The sequence below is a fragment of the Mycobacterium montefiorense genome (genome assembly GCF_003112775.1).
GTDB classification, from domain to species: Bacteria; Actinomycetota; Actinomycetes; order Mycobacteriales; family Mycobacteriaceae; genus Mycobacterium; species Mycobacterium montefiorense.
The window spans coordinates 427,082-445,597 of record NZ_BFCH01000017.1; the positions used below are offsets into that span (position 1 = coordinate 427,082).

The window sequence follows — 18,516 nt, forward strand, 5'->3', positions numbered from 1 at the left end:
TCCCCCGGCTGGGCCGTTAGCCGTCCTACTTGCCCGGAATTCCATTTCGGGTAACGAATTCCCTTGCCTTGATTAGGAATTCGAGCTGTTCGCCAACCTGACTGAGCGGGCGGACACTGCGGGTCGAGCGGGATAGCACGATCGCACCCTCTAGCGCGGAGATCGACATCACCGCCAGTGAGGCCGCGTCGTCGTGGTCGAATCCGTCATTCATGAAGGCCCGGGTCAATGCCGTGCACCACCGGCCCAAGATCATGCCGGCTTCGTTGGTCAGATCCTGATCGGTTTCGTCCGCGGTGATCGCGGCCGCGACCACCGGGCAGCCGGCCAGGAAGTCGCCGTCAGTCAGCAGACGCTCCCAGAGTCGGATGAACTCACGGAGCAACGCCCTGGCGCCGTGTTCGGCGGCCGCATCGATGGTGGCGGTGATGGAATCCCCCGAAAATCGCAGCGCCTCGCTCAGGATCTGGTTGCGCCCTTCGGGAAAGTGGTAGTAGACCGAACCGCGCGGGGCGCCGCTGCGCGCCAGCACGGCGTCGATGGTGACCCCGGCGGCCCCGCGCTCGCGCATCACTTCGGCGGCGCTGACGAGCATCTTGGTTCGGGTGCCGCCGCGCTTCGTCGGCGTGGCTTGCGGCGCGATATCGCTCTTGGTCGGCACTTTCGTACCTCCTGGGGCAGACGTCATGCAGCGTGCGAATGCCGCGATACCGGCCAGTGCATATTACGCGGACTGAACCGGAACGACCGGCGTTTCAGGTCGGGCACCTCGCGGGTGAATCGATAGCCGGCGACGTTGAGCTCGATGATCCACATAATTTTCTCCCGGCCTAGTCCTGCTTTCATGCGCCGGGGCCGGCGGCTCATGATTATGCTGAGAATCATATAAGACACTGGTCCACTAAGCAACTTGTTAGCGGTACTAAACTCGCAGACCAGGGAAATGTGTGACGTAGGTCATTTTTCTTGTCTAATTCGAAGCTTAACAAACCCTAAGGATTATGCCTTATTGCATAATTTCTGCCGGTGAGCTTCACTGGGTCGATGGCACCCACGTTCAACAGCCCGACTGGGCAGATCCTTCCCGCCCTCGACACGGTGACCCTGGAGCGTGACGGCCACGTTTTGCTGATCGGCTTGAACAGAGCTCACAAACGCAACTCGTTCGACCGCGCGATGCTCGCCGATCTCTCCCGCGCCTATGCCCTGCTGGAGTCCGACGAGTCGCTGCGCGCGGGAGTGCTGTTCGCCCACGGCGACCACTTCACCGCGGGTCTCGATCTCGCGGACGTCGGCCCGGGCATCGCGTCCGGGGAGAATCCCTTCCCCGACGACGGCCGGGACCCGTGGCGCCTCGACGGCGCGTGGACAACACCGCTGGTCGCTGCCGCGCACGGCCGGTGCATGACGCTGGGCATCGAGCTGCTGTTGGCCGCCGACATCCGCGTCGCCGCCGCCGACACCCGGTTCACTCAGCTCGAGGTGCGGCGCGGGATGTACCCGTTCGGCGGCGCGACGATCCGTCTGCCCCGGGCGGCCGGCTGGGGCAACGCCATGCGCTGGCTGCTCACCGGCGACGAATTCGACGCCGCCGAGGCGCACCGGATCGGGCTGGTCCAGGAGGTGGCCGACGACGCGGCGGCGGCCCTGGCCCGGGCCCGCGACATCGCGCACACCATCGCCGAACGCGCGGCGCCGTTGGGTGTGCGCGCCACGCTGGCGTCCGCGCAGTTGGCGCGTGTCGAGGGCGAAGCCGCGGCGATAGAGCGGCTGCGGCCCGTGGTCACCGAGCTCTTCGCCAGTGCGGACGCCGCCGAGGGTGTGCAGTCGTTCATCGAGCGCCGCGACGCCCACTTCGTCGGGCGCTAGCGCCTTTTCGCGTCGAGCGTCACGCCAGCGTGCCGCGGCCTGCGACTATCACTCGACGGTGTAGCCCATCGGCATCAGCACGCTCTTCTGCTGGGTGAAGTGCTCGACACCTTCGGGCCCGTTCTCGCGGCCGATGCCGGAGTTCTTGTAGCCACCGAACGGGCAGCAGGGATCAAAGGCGTACCAGTTGATCGCGTAGGTCCCGGTGCGGATCTTCTCCGAGATCTCGATGCCCTTGGCGATGTCGGTGGTCCACACGCTACCGGCCAGGCCGTAGGCCGAGTCGTTGGCGATCTTGATCGCGTCCTCTTCGCTGTCGAAGGGGATGATGGCGAGCACCGGCCCGAAGATCTCCTCCTGGGCGATCGTCATCTTGTTGTCGACGTCGGCGAACACCGTGGGCTGCACGAAGAAGCCGTTGTCCAGACCTTCCGGGCGGCCGCCGCCACACACCAGGCGGGCGCCCTCCTCGATACCCTTGGCGATGTAGCCCTCCACGCGGGCCCGCTGCTTCTCCGAGATCAGCGAACCGATCTGGGCGGCCGGGTCCGACGGCGGACCGACCGGTAGCGCCTGCACGAATTGGCTTACCGCGTCCACGATTTCGTCGTAACGCGAGCGGGGTGCCAGGATGCGGGTCTGGCCCACGCAGGCCTGCCCGGTGTTCATGATCCCGGAGAACACCAGCATCGGGATTGCCGACGCCAGGTCGACGTCCTCGAGCAGGATGGCCGCCGACTTACCGCCGAGCTCCAGCGTGCAGGGCTTGAGCATCTCCGCGGCGCGACGGCCGATCTCCTTGCCGACGCCCGAGCTGCCGGTGAAGGTAAACAGGTCGACTCCCGGGTTGGACGTCAGCGCCTGGCCCGTTTCGATACCGCCGGGCACTACCGACAGCACACCCTCGGGCAGGCCGGCCTCGGCGAAGATATCCGCCAGAGCGTTTGTGGTCAGCGGGGTTTCGGCAGCCGGCTTGAGCACCACGGTGCAGCCGGCCAGCAGTGCCGGACCCAGCTTGTTGACCGCCAGGAACAGCGGCACGTTCCAGGCGACGATCGCGCCGACGACGCCGATCGGCTCGCGGTGCACGATGGTCTGCCCGTAGGAGCCGTTGCGAATCTCGCGCCACTTGACCTGGTCGACGGCCGGGCCGGCGAAGAAATTCATCGCGCCCATCGAACCCATCCAGTGCATCGTCTCGATGGTGGTCGGCGGCTGGCCGGTCTCACCGGCGAGCAGCGCGCTGAGCAGCTCCTTGCGCTCCTCCATCAGCTTGACCACGTTGGCGATGACGGCCGCGCGTTCCTTCGGCGGCGTCGAGGGCCAGGGGCCGTTGTCGAACGCGGCGCGGGCCGCGGCGACCGCGGCGTCGACGTCTGCCGCCGCTGCCGCCGGCGCCTTGCCGAAGTACTCGCCGGTGGCCGGACAGCGCACCTCGAGAACTTCAGAGGTCGACGGCGCCGTCCACTTGCCGCCGATGAAAAGCTTGTCGTATTCGGTCTTTATGTCGCCCATGGCGCCACCCTACATAAGCCGGGGCAAAACGAGAACATGTTTCATTCTTGCGGCTGTAAGACCAGCACCAGATTGCTCACCAAGAACTCGCGCAGCACCGGCACCGACGTCAGCCACCAGGCCCATCGCGGGTGGTAGCGGGGGAATGCGGCCAGCAGCGCCCCGGTGTCGGCGGCCCAGTTCAGCCCCTCGGCGGCGGACACCGCGAACAACGACGACCCGTAGTTATTCTTTGCCCGATGTCCGTGTTTGCGCGCATACCGTGCGGCCGCCCGCTCGCCGCCCAGATAGTGGGTCAGACCCATCTCGTGGCCGCCGAAGGGGCCCAGCCAAACGGTGTAGGACAGCACGACCAGCCCGCCGGGCTTGGTCACCCGCAGCAGCTCGGCGCCGAGCTGCCACGGCCGGGGCACGTGTTCGGCGACGTTGGACGACAGGCAAATGTCGACCGAGTCGTCGGCAAACGGCAACGCCATGCCTGACGCCCGGACGAACGCATCCGTCGCACCCGCCACCGCGGGACCGGCGGCGTGCATTTCGCTCGGGTCGGGTTCGACGCCCAGGTAGCGAACACCGGCCTGGGCGAAGGCCTCGGCGAAATAGCCCGGCCCGCCGCCGACGTCGAGGAGGGTGCGGCCGGTTGGCGGTGCGCCGCGGGCGGCCAGCCAGAGGTCGCCGACCATCGCCGCGGTATCGGCCGCCAGCGCTCCGTAGAAGCGGGCCGGGTCCGGCTGTTCATAGCGGAACTCGGTCAGCAGCCGCACCGAGCGCGACAGCTTGGCCCGTCGCGCAAAGACGTCAGTCACCGCCACCGGCCACACCCTACGTCGGGCAACGGCTACGCTGACCATGATGTCTGGTCTGCGCTCGGTACTGCTGTTGTGCTGGCGCGACACCGGACACCCGCAAGGCGGCGGCAGCGAAGCCTATTTGCAGCGCATCGGCGCGCAACTGGCCGCATCCGGCGTCACGGTCACCCTGCGCACCGCCCGCTATCCGGGTGCGCCACGCCACGACGTCGTCGACGGCGTTCGGATCAGCCGCTCGGGCGGGCGCTACTCGGTTTATGTGTGGGCCTTGCTGGCGATGGCTGCCGGCCGGCTGGGGCTCGGCCCGCTGCGGGACGTGCGGCCCGACGTCGTGGTCGACGCCCAAAACGGTCTGCCGTTTTGCTCCCGGCTGTTGTACGGCCGCCGGGTGGTGGTGCTGGTACACCACTGCCATCGCGAGCAGTGGCCGGTCGCCGGGCCGTGGTTGGGACGGCTGGGCTGGTTTGTCGAGTCGTGGTTGTCGCCGCGGTTGCACCGGCGCAATCAGTACCTGACGGTGTCGCTGCCGTCGGCGCGCGACCTGGTTGCCCTGGGCGCGGACAACGAGCGGATCGCGGTGGTGCGCAACGGCCTGGACGAGGCGCCGGCCCAGTCGCTGTCCGGCCCGCGTTCGGCCGTGCCGCGGGTGGTGGTGCTCTCGCGGCTGGTGCCGCACAAGCAGATCGAGGACGCGCTGGAAACAGTCGCCGACCTGCGGCCGCGGCTACCTGAGCTGCATCTGGACATCCTCGGCGACGGCTGGTGGCGTCAACGCCTGGTCGACCACGTCCGGCGGCTCGGCATCAGCGACGCGGTCACTTTCCACGGCCATGTCGACGATGTGACCAAACACCATGTGTTGCAAAGTGCTTGGGTGCACGTGCTGCCTTCGCGCAAAGAAGGCTGGGGCCTCGCGGTCGTCGAGGCCGCACAGCACCGGGTGCCCACCATCGGCTACCGATCCTCGGGTGGGCTGTCCGACTCGATCGTCGACGGGGTGACCGGGATGTTGGTGGACAACCGCGCCGAGCTGGTGGACCGCCTCGAACAACTGCTGTGCGATCCGGTGCTGCGCGACCAACTCGGTGCCAAGGCGCAGACGCGCAGCGGCGAGTTCTCCTGGGCGCAAAGCGCTGACGCGATGCGCGCCGTGCTGGAAGCGGTGCAAGCCGGCGAGTTCGTCAGCGGCGTCGTCTAACCGCGGCCGCGCCGCCGGACACCGGCGACCAGTGCACCGCCGCCGCCCACGACCAGCAACCCCAGCCAGGCCAGGTGTGCGATCACCGTGGTTAGGCGATCAGCCGACGACGCTGCGGGGGTGTTGCCGCCGATCCGGTACAGCGTCAGTTCCTCGTCGCGGAACACCGGTGTCAGCGCGCCCAGGGTGCGCGCGGCCGAACCCATGTCGCCGGCGCTGTCGGATTCGACGACCAACCACCCGACGCCGGCCGGGGCCAACGCCGACGGAGCAAGCCCGGACAGCAGCAACTGCTGGATCGACCGGGCGCGGTCGCCTTCCCCGGGCACGACCAGCCCGGAGATCGCCAAGTCGCCGGTGCTCAGCACGTCGGCGCACAGCCAGCGCGGCAGCGGATCCAGCACCGGCGCCGGACCCGACCACACGAAGCGCCGCATCGAGCCCGCGGGCAACACCGCGACCGGCGCGGGCGCACCGTTGATCGTCGCCGCCACGGCAGCCCACCCCGGCGGGTAGTGGGCCGGCGCGACCTTGCCGCCGGCGCCCCACGCCAAGTCGGGCAACACCGCAATCAGCGCGAGACAGCCGGCCAGCGCCGTGGCGAAGTCTGCCCCAGCGGGCACCCACCGCCGCACTGTCACCACCGCCCCGGCTCCCGCGAGTGCGTATCCGGGCATCGCCAGCGCGACCCACTTCTGCCCGTCGCGCAGCACACCCAGGCCGGGTGCGGCGTCAACCACCACGCTCAGCACGTGCAGTCCGGGGCCGGTGGCCAGCGCGGCCGGCACCATCACCGACACCGCCGCCAACACCAGCAGCGGCGCCACCGCCGGGCGACGTATCACCGTCGGTAAACCGGCCACCACCACACAAAGCAACACCAGCGCCGAGATCACCGCGAAAAGCGTTGCCCGGGAACTGGGTACGGCCTCGCCATTCCAGATCCCGCCGAGGCTAGCCAGGCTGACCAACGTGCCCAGACCGGGCTCAGCGCGCGGCGCGAACGCGAGAACGCCCAGGGCGCTCGCCGCTTTGGGGGTGGCCAACGACGGGCCCATCGCCGCGGCCGTCAGCCACGGCAGCGCCGCCACCAGCGCGGCACCCAGCGTCGCCGCAGCGCACAGCCACCGCGTCCGGCCCGCACCCGGTGCTGCCACGCACACCAGGCTCACCGTCGCGGCGAGCAGCAGCCCGGTCGGGGTCAGTCCGGCCAGCGCGATCCAGAACGCCAACGCGAAAAAGCCGGAGGCTTGCGCCGAGCGCAGCCTGCACATCGACGTCGCCACCCAGGGCAGGCAACCGTAGCCGACCAGCAGGCTCCAATGCCCCTGCAGGAGTCGTTCGGCGACATAGGGATTCCAGATCGCCAGCGTGACCGCGACAAATTGGCCGGACATGCCGGCGCACGGCAGAGCGGTCGCGACGAGTCGCGCCGCACCCCAGCCCGCCAGCCATAGCCCCGCGACGAGCAACACCTTCACGACGACACCGCCGTCGATCAGGTGCGAGGCCAGCGCCACCGCGAAATCCTGGGGCGTCGCCCGCGGCGGAGCCGTCAACCCCAGCGCGGTGTCCGACAGGTACGAGCGCGGCGTGGACACCGCGTCGCGCAGTAGCAGGTATCCCGGCCGCAGCAGCGGCGCAACAACGAGCAGCGCCAGGACCAACGCATATCCGGGGAGCGACCAAAGCACCGCCCGGCGGTACGGCGCGGTCACCGTCGGCGCGACCGCGGGCTAGTCCCGGTCGGGCGGGCCGGGAGGATTCGGTTCGGGCGACCCCGGTTCGGGCGGATCGCCGTCGGGCGGATCGTCGTGCGATTCGGAGCGCTGGGTGGGCAGCTTCTCGGTCTCGGCCTCGGCGCCGGGCACCCGTTCCTCGAGCCCGCTGCGACCGAAGAACTCCTCGTCACCACGGTCCAGGCCGGGGTCGGTCAGCGCGCTCTCGGTCCGCAGGCTAAACGATGCCAGCAGCCCGCCGCCGATCAGCGCGATCAGGCCGACCGCGGTGAACGTGATCGGCAGTACCCGCGACCACAAGGCGAGGCGGTCACGCTCGTCGCGGGCCGCGTTCACCTGAGATTCCACGGTGTCCTCGTTGGAGGTGACCTTGTAATCGGCCAGCGTCAGCTCCGGCTTCACCGGATCGCGGGCAAAGAAGTGGTTAGCGTGCTCGGTCTCTTTGATGATGGTGCCCGAGACCGGGTCCACCCAGAACGTCCGCTGCGCCGCGTAATAACGAGTCATCGTGATCTGCTCGGCAGGATCGCCACCCTGGATGCCCCACATCGCCGCGGATGTCGTCACCTTGCCGTCTTCGTCGCCGGCGTATAGCGACGGGTACTTCACCGGCGCCACCAGCTTGCCGTCGGCGCTGTAACCGATGTTCTGCGTGAAGCGGTACGCCGTCAGGCCATTGACGTCCTCTTGGGTGTCGTAGTTGACGTCGTAGGTCTTCTGCGCGACCGGGTCGAAGTACGGATAGGTCTTCTTCTCGGTATGGAACGGGAATCGGTAGGACAGGCCGTCGTGCCGCACCGGGATCGAGGTGGGCGGGTTCTCGTCGTTGAAGGTCCGCGGCTTCTGCACGGCGCCACCGGTGTGGGTGTCGTCCGAGACGGCCATCGCCGTCTTGCGGTTGAGCGTGACGGTGTCGACGATCGCCAGCAGCAGCCCGGTGTCCTTTTGCTTATCGGTGCGCCGAAGGGAGGTGCCGACTTGCAGCGTGACCACGTCGGCGTTGGCCGGCGACTCGACGCTGATCTGCTGCTGGGAAACCAGCGGCACGTTCTGGTTGACGACGACGTGATCGGTGGATAGCGACGACGAATCGAGCGCCGTACCGCTGCCGTCGCCGACCAGGGTGGTGTCAATGTTGAGCGGGATCTTGGTAATCCTGCTGGTCGTATAGGTCGACAGCAGCAGCGCGGCGATCAGCAGGGCGGCCCCGAGTCCGATGATTCCGCACGCGGCGAACCGCAACATAACCGCTCGGTTCACGTGGCCGTGCCCTCCCTAATGCGCTAGGCAAATCCGTTTGACCCTAACAGCAGTACCCGATTCGGCAGGTAACACTTCGCAGGCAGACTGTGATCGTGACCGATAGCCAGCAGGCGGGTGGAGTCCGTAGCTTCCTCCCCGCCGTCGAGGGTATGCGCGCCTGTGCGGCCATGGGTGTGGTCACTACACATGTGGCCTTTCAGACCGGCCACTCCAGCGGTGTCGACGGCCGGCTGTTCGGCCGCTTCGACCTCGCCGTAGCGGTGTTTTTCGCGCTGTCGGGGTTCCTGCTGTGGCGGGGTCACGCAGCGGCGGCGCGGGAGCTGGGATCGCGGCCCCGCACCGGTCACTACCTGCGCTCGCGGGTGGTGCGCATCATGCCGGCCTATCTGGTGGCGGTCGTCGTGATCCTCACCCTGCTGCCCGACGCGGATCACGCCAGCCTGACGGTGTGGCTGGCAAACCTGACGCTCACCCAGATTTATGTGCCGCTCACCCTGACCGGCGGCTTGACCCAGATGTGGAGCCTCTCGGTGGAGGTGACCTTCTATCTGGCGTTGCCGATTCTCGCGTTGCTGGCCCGCCGCGTTCCGGTAAGAGCCCGGGTGCCGGTCATTGCCGCGCTGGCGGTGCTCAGCTGGGCGTGGGGTTGGTTACCGTTGTTTTCGGGGCACGCGGGATCCGGCAATCCGTTGAACTGGCCGCCGGCCTTCTTCTCCTGGTTCGCCGCGGGCATGTTGCTGGCCGAGTGGGTGCACAGCCCGGTCGGGCTGCCACACCGGTTGGCGCGACGGCGCATGCTGATGGCCGCCATCGCGTTGCTGGCCTTTCTGGTGGCCGCCTCCCCGTTGGCAGGACCGGAGGGGTTGACTCCGGGCACCGCGACGCAGTTCGCGGTCAAGACCTCGATGGGCGCGGTGGTCGCGTTCGCATTGGTCGCGCCGCTGGTGCTGGATCGCGTCGGCACCCGTCACCGGCTGCTGGGTAACACCGGCATGGTCACCCTGGGCCGCTGGTCCTACGGCCTGTTCATCTGGCACCTGGCCGCCCTGGCCATGGTGTTCCCGGTAATCGGGACGTTCCCGTTCACCGGCAACATGCCGACGGTGTTGGCGCTGACGCTGATCTTCGGTTTCGCGATCGCGGCGGTGAGCTACGCCCTGGTCGAGTCGCCGTGCCGGGAGGCGTTGCGCCGCTGGGAGAAACGCGAGACAACCGCTCAGGTGGTTGATGCCGAGGCGGACGCGATAGCACCCTAGCCGGTGCGGTCCATCCACTCTTCCAGGGCATCCGCGGACGGCAGGCAGATGGCCTGCTCGATCTTGTCGATCAGATCGGCCCCGTACTCGACGGTGGACCTGATGAAGTTGCCCAGCGCCGCCAGGTGGACGCCGTCGGTCAGCAGGTAAGCACTCTCACCCACCACATTGACGTAGTTGGTCGCAGCGGTCTCCCGCACAAACGCCTTGGGCCAATGGTTGTCGCGATTCCACTCGTTCACCAATTCCATCAGGCGCGGGCGCTCGCTGGCGTGGTAGTACCTGGCCGGGCTGACCGAGATCTCCAGAATGTCGGGCCGCAGTCCGTTGATCCGCAGATTCACGTGCAGCTTGCCGCGCTCATAATTGGACAGCACCATCATGAATTCCCCGCCGTCGTCGCTGCGGAAAAACCGCAACTGGCGTGAGCGCAGATAGCGTTCGATCAGCTCGGTACTCAATGGCTCGATCTGCATGCCCTCATGGTGGTGCCGGGGACTTGGAAGATTCTTGGTGCCTTCTGGTCAGCCCGCTTCAGCGGCCGGCTGTCTCGCCATGATCTCGGCCCGCACCGCCGATCGCCGGGCCTTGCCGGCGTCGTCGCGCAGCGGGGTGTCGACGAATTCGACCGTGTGCGGCACCTTGTGCCCCGCGATGTTGGCGCGCAGAAACTCCTGCACACCCGCGGCATCCAGGGTGGAGTCGTCGGCCGTTTGCACCAGCGCGTAAGGCACCTGCCCCAGATCGCCGGCATTGGGATCGGGGACGCCAACTACTAAGCAGGACAACACATCCGGATGTGCCGACAGGGCATTCTCGATCTCCGCGGGGTAAACGTTGCGGCCGCCGACGGTGAACATGTCGACCCGCCGGTCCGACAGATACAGAAACCCGTCGGAGTCGAAGTAGCCGAGATCGCCCAGCGAGTCCCACCCGTCCCGGCTTTTCGCAGTCGCCCCGACGTAGCGATAGGTGGGCGCGCTGCCCGGGCTGGGCCGCATGTAAATCTCGCCCACCACACCGGGCGGACAGGCGTTGCCGTCGTCGTCAAGCACCTTCATCTCGCCGGCGACGACCACGCCCACCGAGCCCCGGTGGGTCAGCCATTGGTCACCGGAGATGAAGGTCAGTGCCTGTGATTCGGTGCCGCCGTACAGTTCCCAGATTTTTTCCGGGCCCAGCAGATCGATCCACGCCTGCTTGATGGCCGGCGGGCACGGCGCCGCCAGATGCCAGAACCGCCGGATCGACGAAAGGTCGTAGGCCTGCGGGTCGGCCTGGTAGACCGGCAGCGTCCGCTGCATGATCGTCGGCACCGCCGTCAGGAACGTCACGCGGTGGTCGCTGATCAGTCGCAGGAATTCGTGCGGGTCGAATCGGCTCATCAGCACCAGATGCTGGCGCATCAGCAACGCCATCGTCGCCGCGGTGAAGCCGGTGTTGTGGCTCAACGGCACCGGCACCAACGTGGTGTCGCCCTCTTGGGCGCCGAGCGGATAGCCGATGGCGGCCGGTATCCGGCTGTCGCCGCCGGACTCGATCAGTTTGGGCCGCCCGGTGCTGCCGCCGGACCCCATCGCCTTCCACACCGGCGACACCGCTTCGGGTAGCCCGGCATCCGCCAGCGCCAGATCGGGAGTGAAATTGATTGGCACACTTGGTATGTCGGGGTGTTCCTGGCCCACCAGCAGGGCGGGCGGGCGCAGGTCCAGCAGCCCGGCCAACTCGGCGGCCGGCAACCGTGCCGACAGCGGCTGTGGCACCGCGCCCAGTTTCCAGCACGCCACTGCGGCCTGAATCCACTCGACCGAGTTGGGCAGCACCATGGTCACGTAGTCGCCGACGCCGACGCCGCGCTCGGCGTAGGCGCGGGCCAACCGGTTCGTCGAGAGGTCGAGCTCGGCGCGCGTGATGGTCAAGCCGTCGCAGGTAACCGCCGGCTCGTCGGGGGCGAGCTCGGCCAGCGCCGAGATCTGCGTACCGATCGGCGGGATCGGTTCACTCATATGCGCCCTGTCGCTCGAAGATGCGCCGCGGATTGTCCACCAGCATGGTGTGCAGTTGCTCGTCGGTGACGCCGCGCTCTTTCAGCGCAGGGATCACGTCGTTGTGGATGTGCAGGTAGTTCCAGTTCGGCATCATCTGCGGCACCAGCTCTTCGGGCAGCGCATCGAAATAGCAGTTGGCGTCGTGCGAGAGCACCATCTTGTCGGCGTGCCCGCGTTCGCACATCTGCGCAACCGTGTTCACTCGGTCCTCGAACGGCAGGTAGGCGTCGATGCCGAACCGGTCCATTCCGATAAAGGATCCGGGTGCGATGAGTTCCTCGAGATATCCGATGTCGGTGCTGTCGCCGGAATGTCCGATGATTACCCGGCTTAGGTCGACGCCCTCCTCTTCGAAGATGCGTTGCTGTTCCAGCCCGCGGCGCAGCCCGGCGTGAGTGTGCGTGGAGATCGGCACTCCGGTCCGTTTGTGCGCCTGCGCGACGGCGCGCAGCACTCGCTCGACGCCGGGGGTGACGCCGGGTTCGTCGGTCGCGCATTTGAGGATTCCAGCCTTAATTCCGGTGTCGGCGATGCCCTCCTCGATGTCGCGGACGAACATGTCGGTCATGATCTCCGGGCCGCCCAGCAACCCGCCCGGGCCCTCGTAATGGAACCGCAGTGGCAGATCGTTATACGTGTAAAACCCAGTTGCCACAACGATATTCAGCTCGGTGGCCGCCGCGACGCGGGCGATTCGTGGGATGTAGCGGCCCAGTCCTATGACGGTGAGGTCGACGATGGTGTCCACGCCACGAGACTTGAGCTCGTTGAGCCGTTCGACGGCGTCGGCGACCCGTTTTTCCTCGTCGCCCCAGGCTTCCGGATAGTTCTGGGCGATCTCGGTAGTCATGATGAACACGTGCTCGTGCATGAGCGTCACGCCGAGATCGGCGGTATCGATGGATCCACGCGCAGTATTCAGTTCGGACACCTCGCTGATGCTAGGCCCGCCCGGCGGTCATTTAACAGAGGCAATTGCGGGGACAATTCGAATTTTCGCTGGCAACCATCCGATGAGTCCCAGATCGCCGGTTAGTGGCGTACCGTCGGCCGCGTCCGTTTCGCTCACCCGTTTGATCGCACCGGGAGTTTTGTCATGTTGCTCAATCCTAACCATCTGCAACGCCGCTACCCCGACCGTCGCTCGGGCGAGATCATGGCCGCCACCGTGGACTTCTTCGAGTCCCGGGGCAAGGCCCGGCTCAAGGCTGACGACCATGCGCGGGTCTGGTACTCCGACTTCTTGAACCACATCGGGCAGGAACGCATCTTCGCTTCCCTGCTCACGCCGTCGCAGTACGGGTCCTCGGACGACTGCCGTTGGGACACCTTCCGGATCAGTGAGTTCGCCGAGATCGTGGGCTTTTACGGGCTGAACTACTGGTACCCCTTCCAGGTCACCGCCCTTGGCCTGGGTCCGATTTGGATGAGCGACAACGAGGACGCCAAACGCAAGGCGGCGGCCCAGCTGGACTCCGGCGAGGTGTTCGGCTTCGGGCTGTCGGAGCAGACCCACGGCGCCGACGTCTACCAGACCGACATGATCCTCACGCCTCGCGAGGGTGGCTGGGTCGCCAACGGCGAGAAGTACTACATAGGCAACGCCAACGTCGCGCGGATGGTGTCGACCTTCGGCAAGATCGACGGCACCGACGAGTACGTGTTCTTCGTCGCCGACTCCCAGCACGACCGCTACGAGCTGATCAAGAACGTCGTCAACTCGCAGAACTACGTCGCCAACTACGGGTTGCGCGACTACCCGGTCACCGAGGCCGACCTGCTGCACCGCGGCCCCGAGGCCTTCCACGCCGCGCTGAACACCGTCAACGTGTGTAAGTACAACCTGGGGTGGGGTGCGGTCGGCATGTGTACGCACGCCATGTACGAGGCGGTCACGCACGCTTCCAACCGCTACCTGTACGGCACCGTCGTCACCGACTTCACCCATGTGCGGCGGCTGCTCACCGACGCCTACGCGCGACTGGTCGCGATGCGGCTGGTCGCCACCCGTGCCAGCGACTACATGCGCAGCGCATCGGCCGACGATCGTCGCTACCTGCTTTACAGCCCGCTCACCAAGGCGAAGATCACCAGCGAGGGCGAGCGGGTGATCACCGCGCTGTGGGATGTCATCGCCGCCAAGGGTGTGGAGAAGGACACCATCTTCGAGGGCATGGCCCGCGAGATCGGGCTGTTGCCCAGGCTGGAAGGCACCGTTCACATCAACATCGGGTTGCTGGCCAAGTTCATGCCCAACTACCTGTTCGCGCCGAACAGCGAGCTGCCGCTGATCGGGCGCCGCGACGACGCGGTCGACGACTCGTTCCTGTTCAACCAGGGCCCGACCGGGGGATTGGGCAAGGTGCGCTTCCACGATTGGCGTGCGCCATTCGAGGGCTTCGCGCACCTGCCCAACGTCGCCCTGCTGCGTGAGCAGATCGACGTGCTGGCCGAGATGCTGGCCAGTGCCACCCCGGATGCGTTGCAGCAGAAGGACATCGACTTCGCCTTCGGGGTTGGCCAGCTGTTCGCGACGGTGCCCTACGCCCAGCTCATCCTGGAGGAGGCGCCGCTGTCCGGGGCGGACGAGGCGCTGATCGACGAGATCTTCGGCGTGCTGGTCCGTGACTTCAACAGCTACGCCGTCGAGCTGGGCGACAAGTCCGCCACGACGGATGCGCAGGCCCGCTTTGCGATGCGGATGATCCGCCGCCCAGTGTTCGATCAGGCGCGCTACGACCAGGTCTGGAAGGAACACGTCCTGCCGATCAACGGCGCCTACCAAATGCGCCCCTAATTATGCTGTACCCCAACTAATTCCGTTACCCGGCAGCGACGGCTAGCGTGTCCATGAGTGCGTCGAGGTTGAGTTGGGGTTGGATTCCCGCGGTTCCCGCCAGGCCAGACGCGGGGGCCGCCGCGGGTGCCGCGGCCAATGCGCTCGACGAGCTGGAGACGACGGGGGCGACGGAGGCGGGGAAGACGTAGGGGGTGGCGGTGACGGGGCCGGTGATGACCGTGCCCGCGTTGATGGCGGTGACCATGCCCGTGCTGGCGTTGATGGTGACCTCGACGCCGGTGCTGCCGGCGGTGACGGCGCCGCTGGAGACGGTGAACCCGCCTGACCCGAAAAACGGGCTGTTGACGGTGAATGAGCCGCCCGTGATCAGGTAATGGTCGATGAAGACGAACGTCCCGCCGGCTCGGGAGCTGCCCGATGCTCCGAAGTCAAGGTTTACCCAGGTGATGCCGTTTGGGCCCGCGGTGAGCGTGCCGCCAGAGGTGTTGGCGACGGGGTAGCCCGGGGTGATGGTGACGGTAGTGCCGGGCTCGAGGGTGGCGCCGCCGGGTGCGATGTTGGCGGTGGCGCCGTTTGGCAGGGGCGGGTCGACGAGGTTGCCCTGCTGAGTGGCGAGGTTTTGCGTCATCTGAACCAGGTATTGGGTGCGGGTGGCGGTGTTGTTGGCGGTGCTTTGGGCCACCGAGCGCGTCTGGGCATCCTCCCCGGCTTCGTTGGTGGTCTGCGGTGGTTCGTCAAACGGGGCGATGGCGCTCGCGGCGGCCGAATCCGCCGCGTAGGCGTACATGGCGGCCGCGTCCTGGACCCACATCTGCAGGTATTCGGCCTCGGTGGCCGCGATCGCCGCGGTGTTCTGGCCGAAAAAGTTGGTGGCGATTAACGCCATCAGTAGCGCCCGGTTGGCCGCGATCACCGGCGGTGGCACCGTCATCGCGAACGCCGCCTCATAGGCCGCGGCCGCCGCATACGCCTGCGTGGCCGTGATGCCGGCCTGGGCCGCCGCGGCCTGCAACCACGCCACATACGGTGCGGCCGCACCCGACATGGCCAGCGACGACGGCCCCAACCAGGCCAGTCCGGTCAGGTCAGACACCGACGCGGAGTAGCCCGCGGCACCGGATTCCAGCTCGGCGGCCACCGCATCCCAGGCCGCCGCGGCAGCCAGCAGCGGCCCCGACCCCGGCCCGGCATACATCAACCCAGAGTTGACTTCTGGAGGCAGTAGCCCGAAATCCATTCCGATCTTGCTTTCGTCGCGACATATGGCCTGCGCGGTCGTCGACCATCGTTTACCGCAACGACAACGAAACGTTCCGGGACGGACTACTGCACTTTTCGCCCGCAACAGCGAACGACTACTGCATTTCAGCCGGCCGCGCCGCCGACGACGCCGGCCAGACCCGTGCGTCCGGCCACGCCGGCCTTGCTGCACGCGCGATAGATGTGGCTTTCGACGGTGCGCACCGACAGCGACACCGCGTCGGCGATCTCACGGTTGGACAGGCCCTGGGCAACCAATACCGCGATTTCGCGTTCTCGGTTGGTGAACGGCAGTGCGAAAGAAGCAGCCTGGATGGCCGGGCTGGTCGCGCCGTTACACGCTTTCGCCAGGCGGCGCGTGCGTTCCGCTGCCGTCATCGCGCTCCCTGCGCGGCCCGCGCGCCGGTGCGACGTGGCGGCTTGCCCCGCGGCGTCGGCGGCCGCGAGAAGGTCGCCCATCGCCTCGAATTCGGCTGACACAGTGTCGAGTTCGACGGCGTTGTCAGCATGCACCGCCGCCGCGTAGCGCGCCGCGACCGCAACACGCGGACCTTCGACGCGCATCGCAAGCTCCGCGAGTCGCTCGGCCGCGTCGCTGTCGTCGAATTGCACGGCGGTCTGCAGACACCAGACCTCTCGGGCGAGTTGATCGTGGTCGCGCGCGAACTCCGCCGCCTGGCGGGCCAGCCGGCGTGCCTCGGTGTACCGCCAGCGCACCGCCGCCAGCCAGGCTTCGGTCAGCAGTTCGGTGGACGTGACGTACACGTAGGCCGGATGCCGATGTGCGCGAGCGGTATTCAGCGCGGCAGCCGCCGCATCAGCGTCGCCGGATCGGGCGAGCGCCTGCGCGCGCAGCAGCTGGAACCGGTAGAAGCTGTTCACGACGTGGAAGCTGTTCGCCATCTCGGGGTCGACTTCTTCCGGCAGATATCGCAGCGCCGCGTCGAGGTCACCGGCGGCCAACTTCACCATGCCGAGGATCTCCGCCGCCACCGCGCGTACGTCCGCGGGCTCCCCGCGGTGGGTGCGGCGGTGGTGTTCGGCCACGTCGACGGCTTCGGCAATGCGTCCCGCCGCCACCAACGCGAAGGTGTGAAACTCGGCCACCGTCTGACGAAGGAATTTGCCCTGCTCGCTCGACGTGAGTGCAGCGTCGGCCTCCACGGCGTTTGCCACGGCCTGATCGGGTTGACCGAGTTCGCCGTAGGCCATGCTCTCGGCGCCATAAGCCATCGCCGCCCCGTACGGGTCGAGGTCCTCGTAAGCGACCTCGGCCATCGTCGCGAGGACCTCATTCGGCTTCGCGGCCAGCGCGAGCTGATTGGCGCGGAACACGCGCACTTGGTGTCGCCGCGCACCGTGCGACGCCTTGAGCGCATCGTCGATGAGCCGCCAGGACCGCTCGGGTGATCGCATGCCCCACATAAGATTTGAGGCACGCATCACCACGTCGTTGATGAACGCCGATTCCGTCGCGTCGTCGACCTCCACGCCGTCGAGTACCTCCAGGGCAAGCTCGCCCTTCTCCAGCATGAACAGCGAGTAGGCCAGCGGTATCCGGGCCTGCGCCCCGATCCCGGTGTCGGCGGCGGCGCGAAAGAGTCGCTCCGCGGTCTCGAAGTCCAAAAGCGAACTCGCCGCGGTGGCCGCCGACAGCAGCACGTCAGGCTCGGGCGGAAGGTCCGACTCCAACCAGAGCAGACCCCGCTTCATCACCTTCGCGGCGCCCCCGCCGTCCTTCATCGCGGTCGCGACCTGGCCGCGCAAGCGTCGCAACCGCGCGGAGCCGCAGCGATTCAGGCGCACCTCGGCGAACATCGGATGGCCGACGTACACCTCGTCGCCGGACAACCGGATCAGTTCGCGCTGCTCGGCATCCTCGATGGTGTCCTGCTCGGCGAGCAGTCGCAAGCACTGCCAGTCGACGGGTTCGGAAACGGCTACCAGATCGACGACGTCGCGCACATCGTCGGGAATGGCGCCGATCTGCGCATCCACCAGCTCGGCGAGGGAACCCGCCAGTCCGAGGTTTCCCTGCCACCGCAGAATTCCGTTGTCGTTCAACAAGTTTCCCGTATGGAGCCCCTGTTCGACCAACTGTCGCAGGAACAACACGTTTCCGCGCGTGAGACGCCACAGTTCGTCGCCGCACCGCGGATCTGGTGGGTATCCCGTCACCGCCAATAACAGTTCGTCGATCTGGCCGCGGGTCAACGGCTCGACCTCGCGCCGGACCACCAGCCCGTCTTTCCAGAGCGCCGTCACTGCCGCCGGAGCCGTCTCGCCCGTACGGATCGTGACGATCACCGTCGCGGCCTGCAACTGCACGAGCTGATGGAGCACCAGGGCTGACAGGTCATCGAGCAGGTGGGCATCGTCGACGAAGACCACGAGGCGATCCGGTTGGGTACCGGCGGTCATTGCGTCAGCGACCCGGCGCGCCATCGCGTGTGGCGCGCCCTCGATGTCGTCGGTCCAGGTGGCGAAGGCGCCCAGCGGAATCGGGCGGCTGGTAACGGTGGCGGCGGTGCTGCGGACGGTCCACCCCGCATCGGCGGCCGCCTGCACGGCCTCGCGGGCCAACCGCGACTTGCCGACCCCGGCCCTGCCCGCCAAGGCGACACCTCGCGGCCCATCGGTGGCGGCGAACAGGCGGCTAACCTCGTCGATCTCCCTGCTCCTGCCGACAATGGGCCAGTGGTCGAGCACCAGCAAATATTAGCTAGCAGCTTCACTTTGCACGCGGGATTTGCCTTGCC

The 18,516-nt window shown here is 67.3% G+C and carries 14 protein-coding genes; 4 read left to right on the forward strand and 10 right to left on the reverse strand.

Going from position 1 to position 18,516, the window contains the following annotated elements; genetic code table 11:
* Positions 1–25: 25 nt before the first annotated feature.
* A complete protein-coding gene (locus DB708_RS11970; RefSeq protein ID WP_108922279.1) occupies positions 26–595 on the reverse strand; it encodes a TetR/AcrR family transcriptional regulator in 570 nt (189 codons plus the stop codon).
* Positions 596–1,044: 449 nt separating this feature from the next.
* Between DB708_RS11970 and DB708_RS11975 the strand changes: the two genes are divergently transcribed.
* Positions 1,045–1,869: a crotonase/enoyl-CoA hydratase family protein gene (locus tag DB708_RS11975; protein WP_108922121.1), complete on the forward strand. Its 825-nt coding sequence runs from the start codon at positions 1,045–1,047 to the stop codon at positions 1,867–1,869.
* Between the two features lie 48 nt (positions 1,870–1,917).
* On the opposite strand, the gene DB708_RS11980 is transcribed toward DB708_RS11975, so the two are convergent.
* A complete protein-coding gene (locus DB708_RS11980) occupies positions 1,918–3,384 on the reverse strand; it encodes an aldehyde dehydrogenase (RefSeq protein ID WP_108922122.1) in 1,467 nt (488 codons plus the stop codon).
* Between the two features lie 41 nt (positions 3,385–3,425).
* Complete coding sequence (locus DB708_RS11985) at positions 3,426–4,196, reverse strand: class I SAM-dependent methyltransferase (RefSeq protein ID WP_108922280.1); 771 nt, start codon at positions 4,194–4,196, stop codon at positions 3,426–3,428.
* Positions 4,197–4,236: 40 nt separating this feature from the next.
* Between DB708_RS11985 and DB708_RS11990 the strand changes: the two genes are divergently transcribed.
* Positions 4,237–5,391, forward strand: coding sequence for a glycosyltransferase family 4 protein (locus tag DB708_RS11990; protein WP_108922281.1), 1,155 nt, complete (start codon positions 4,237–4,239; stop codon positions 5,389–5,391).
* Here DB708_RS11990 and DB708_RS11995 read toward each other — a convergent pair.
* The gene (locus tag DB708_RS11995; protein ID WP_108922282.1) at positions 5,388–7,085 is read right to left on the reverse strand and encodes a hypothetical protein; all 1,698 of its coding nucleotides are present in this window, start codon (positions 7,083–7,085) and stop codon (positions 5,388–5,390) included. The two genes, DB708_RS11990 and DB708_RS11995, sit on opposite strands and share 4 nt — an antisense overlap.
* Before the next feature lie 42 nt (positions 7,086–7,127).
* The gene (locus tag DB708_RS12000) at positions 7,128–8,390 is read right to left on the reverse strand and encodes a DUF3068 domain-containing protein (protein ID WP_108922123.1); all 1,263 of its coding nucleotides are present in this window, start codon (positions 8,388–8,390) and stop codon (positions 7,128–7,130) included.
* A gap of 89 nt (positions 8,391–8,479) precedes the next feature.
* Between DB708_RS12000 and DB708_RS12005 the strand changes: the two genes are divergently transcribed.
* Positions 8,480–9,649, forward strand: coding sequence for an acyltransferase family protein (locus DB708_RS12005; RefSeq protein ID WP_108922124.1), 1,170 nt, complete (start codon positions 8,480–8,482; stop codon positions 9,647–9,649).
* Here DB708_RS12005 and DB708_RS12010 read toward each other — a convergent pair.
* The 3 genes from DB708_RS12010 to DB708_RS12020 are packed head-to-tail and all read right to left on the reverse strand — an operon-like array spanning position 9,646 to position 12,628.
* Positions 9,646–10,125, reverse strand: a complete 480-nt coding sequence (locus tag DB708_RS12010; RefSeq protein ID WP_108922125.1) for a type III secretion system chaperone family protein — start codon at positions 10,123–10,125, stop codon at positions 9,646–9,648. The two genes, DB708_RS12005 and DB708_RS12010, sit on opposite strands and share 4 nt — an antisense overlap.
* A 48-nt stretch (positions 10,126–10,173) precedes the next feature.
* Positions 10,174–11,655, reverse strand: a complete 1,482-nt coding sequence (locus tag DB708_RS12015) for an AMP-binding protein (RefSeq protein ID WP_108922126.1) — start codon at positions 11,653–11,655, stop codon at positions 10,174–10,176.
* On the reverse strand, positions 11,648–12,628 hold the full coding sequence (locus DB708_RS12020; RefSeq protein ID WP_108922127.1) for a phosphotriesterase family protein: 981 nt from the start codon (positions 12,626–12,628) through the stop codon (positions 11,648–11,650). The genes DB708_RS12015 and DB708_RS12020 overlap by 8 nt, the downstream gene beginning before the upstream one ends.
* Positions 12,629–12,793: 165 nt before the next feature.
* Here DB708_RS12020 and DB708_RS12025 point away from each other — a divergent pair, with 165 nt between their 5' ends.
* Positions 12,794–14,494: an acyl-CoA dehydrogenase gene (locus DB708_RS12025; protein ID WP_108922128.1), complete on the forward strand. Its 1,701-nt coding sequence runs from the start codon at positions 12,794–12,796 to the stop codon at positions 14,492–14,494.
* 25 nt (positions 14,495–14,519) lie between these two features.
* On the opposite strand, the gene DB708_RS28070 is transcribed toward DB708_RS12025, so the two are convergent.
* Positions 14,520–15,734 (reverse strand): PPE family protein, encoded by a 1,215-nt coding sequence (locus DB708_RS28070; protein WP_108922129.1) that lies wholly within the window; start codon positions 15,732–15,734, stop codon positions 14,520–14,522.
* A 128-nt stretch (positions 15,735–15,862) separates the two neighbouring features.
* On the reverse strand, positions 15,863–18,466 hold the full coding sequence (locus DB708_RS28075) for a helix-turn-helix transcriptional regulator (protein WP_108922130.1): 2,604 nt from the start codon (positions 18,464–18,466) through the stop codon (positions 15,863–15,865).
* Positions 18,467–18,516 lie beyond the last annotated feature (50 nt).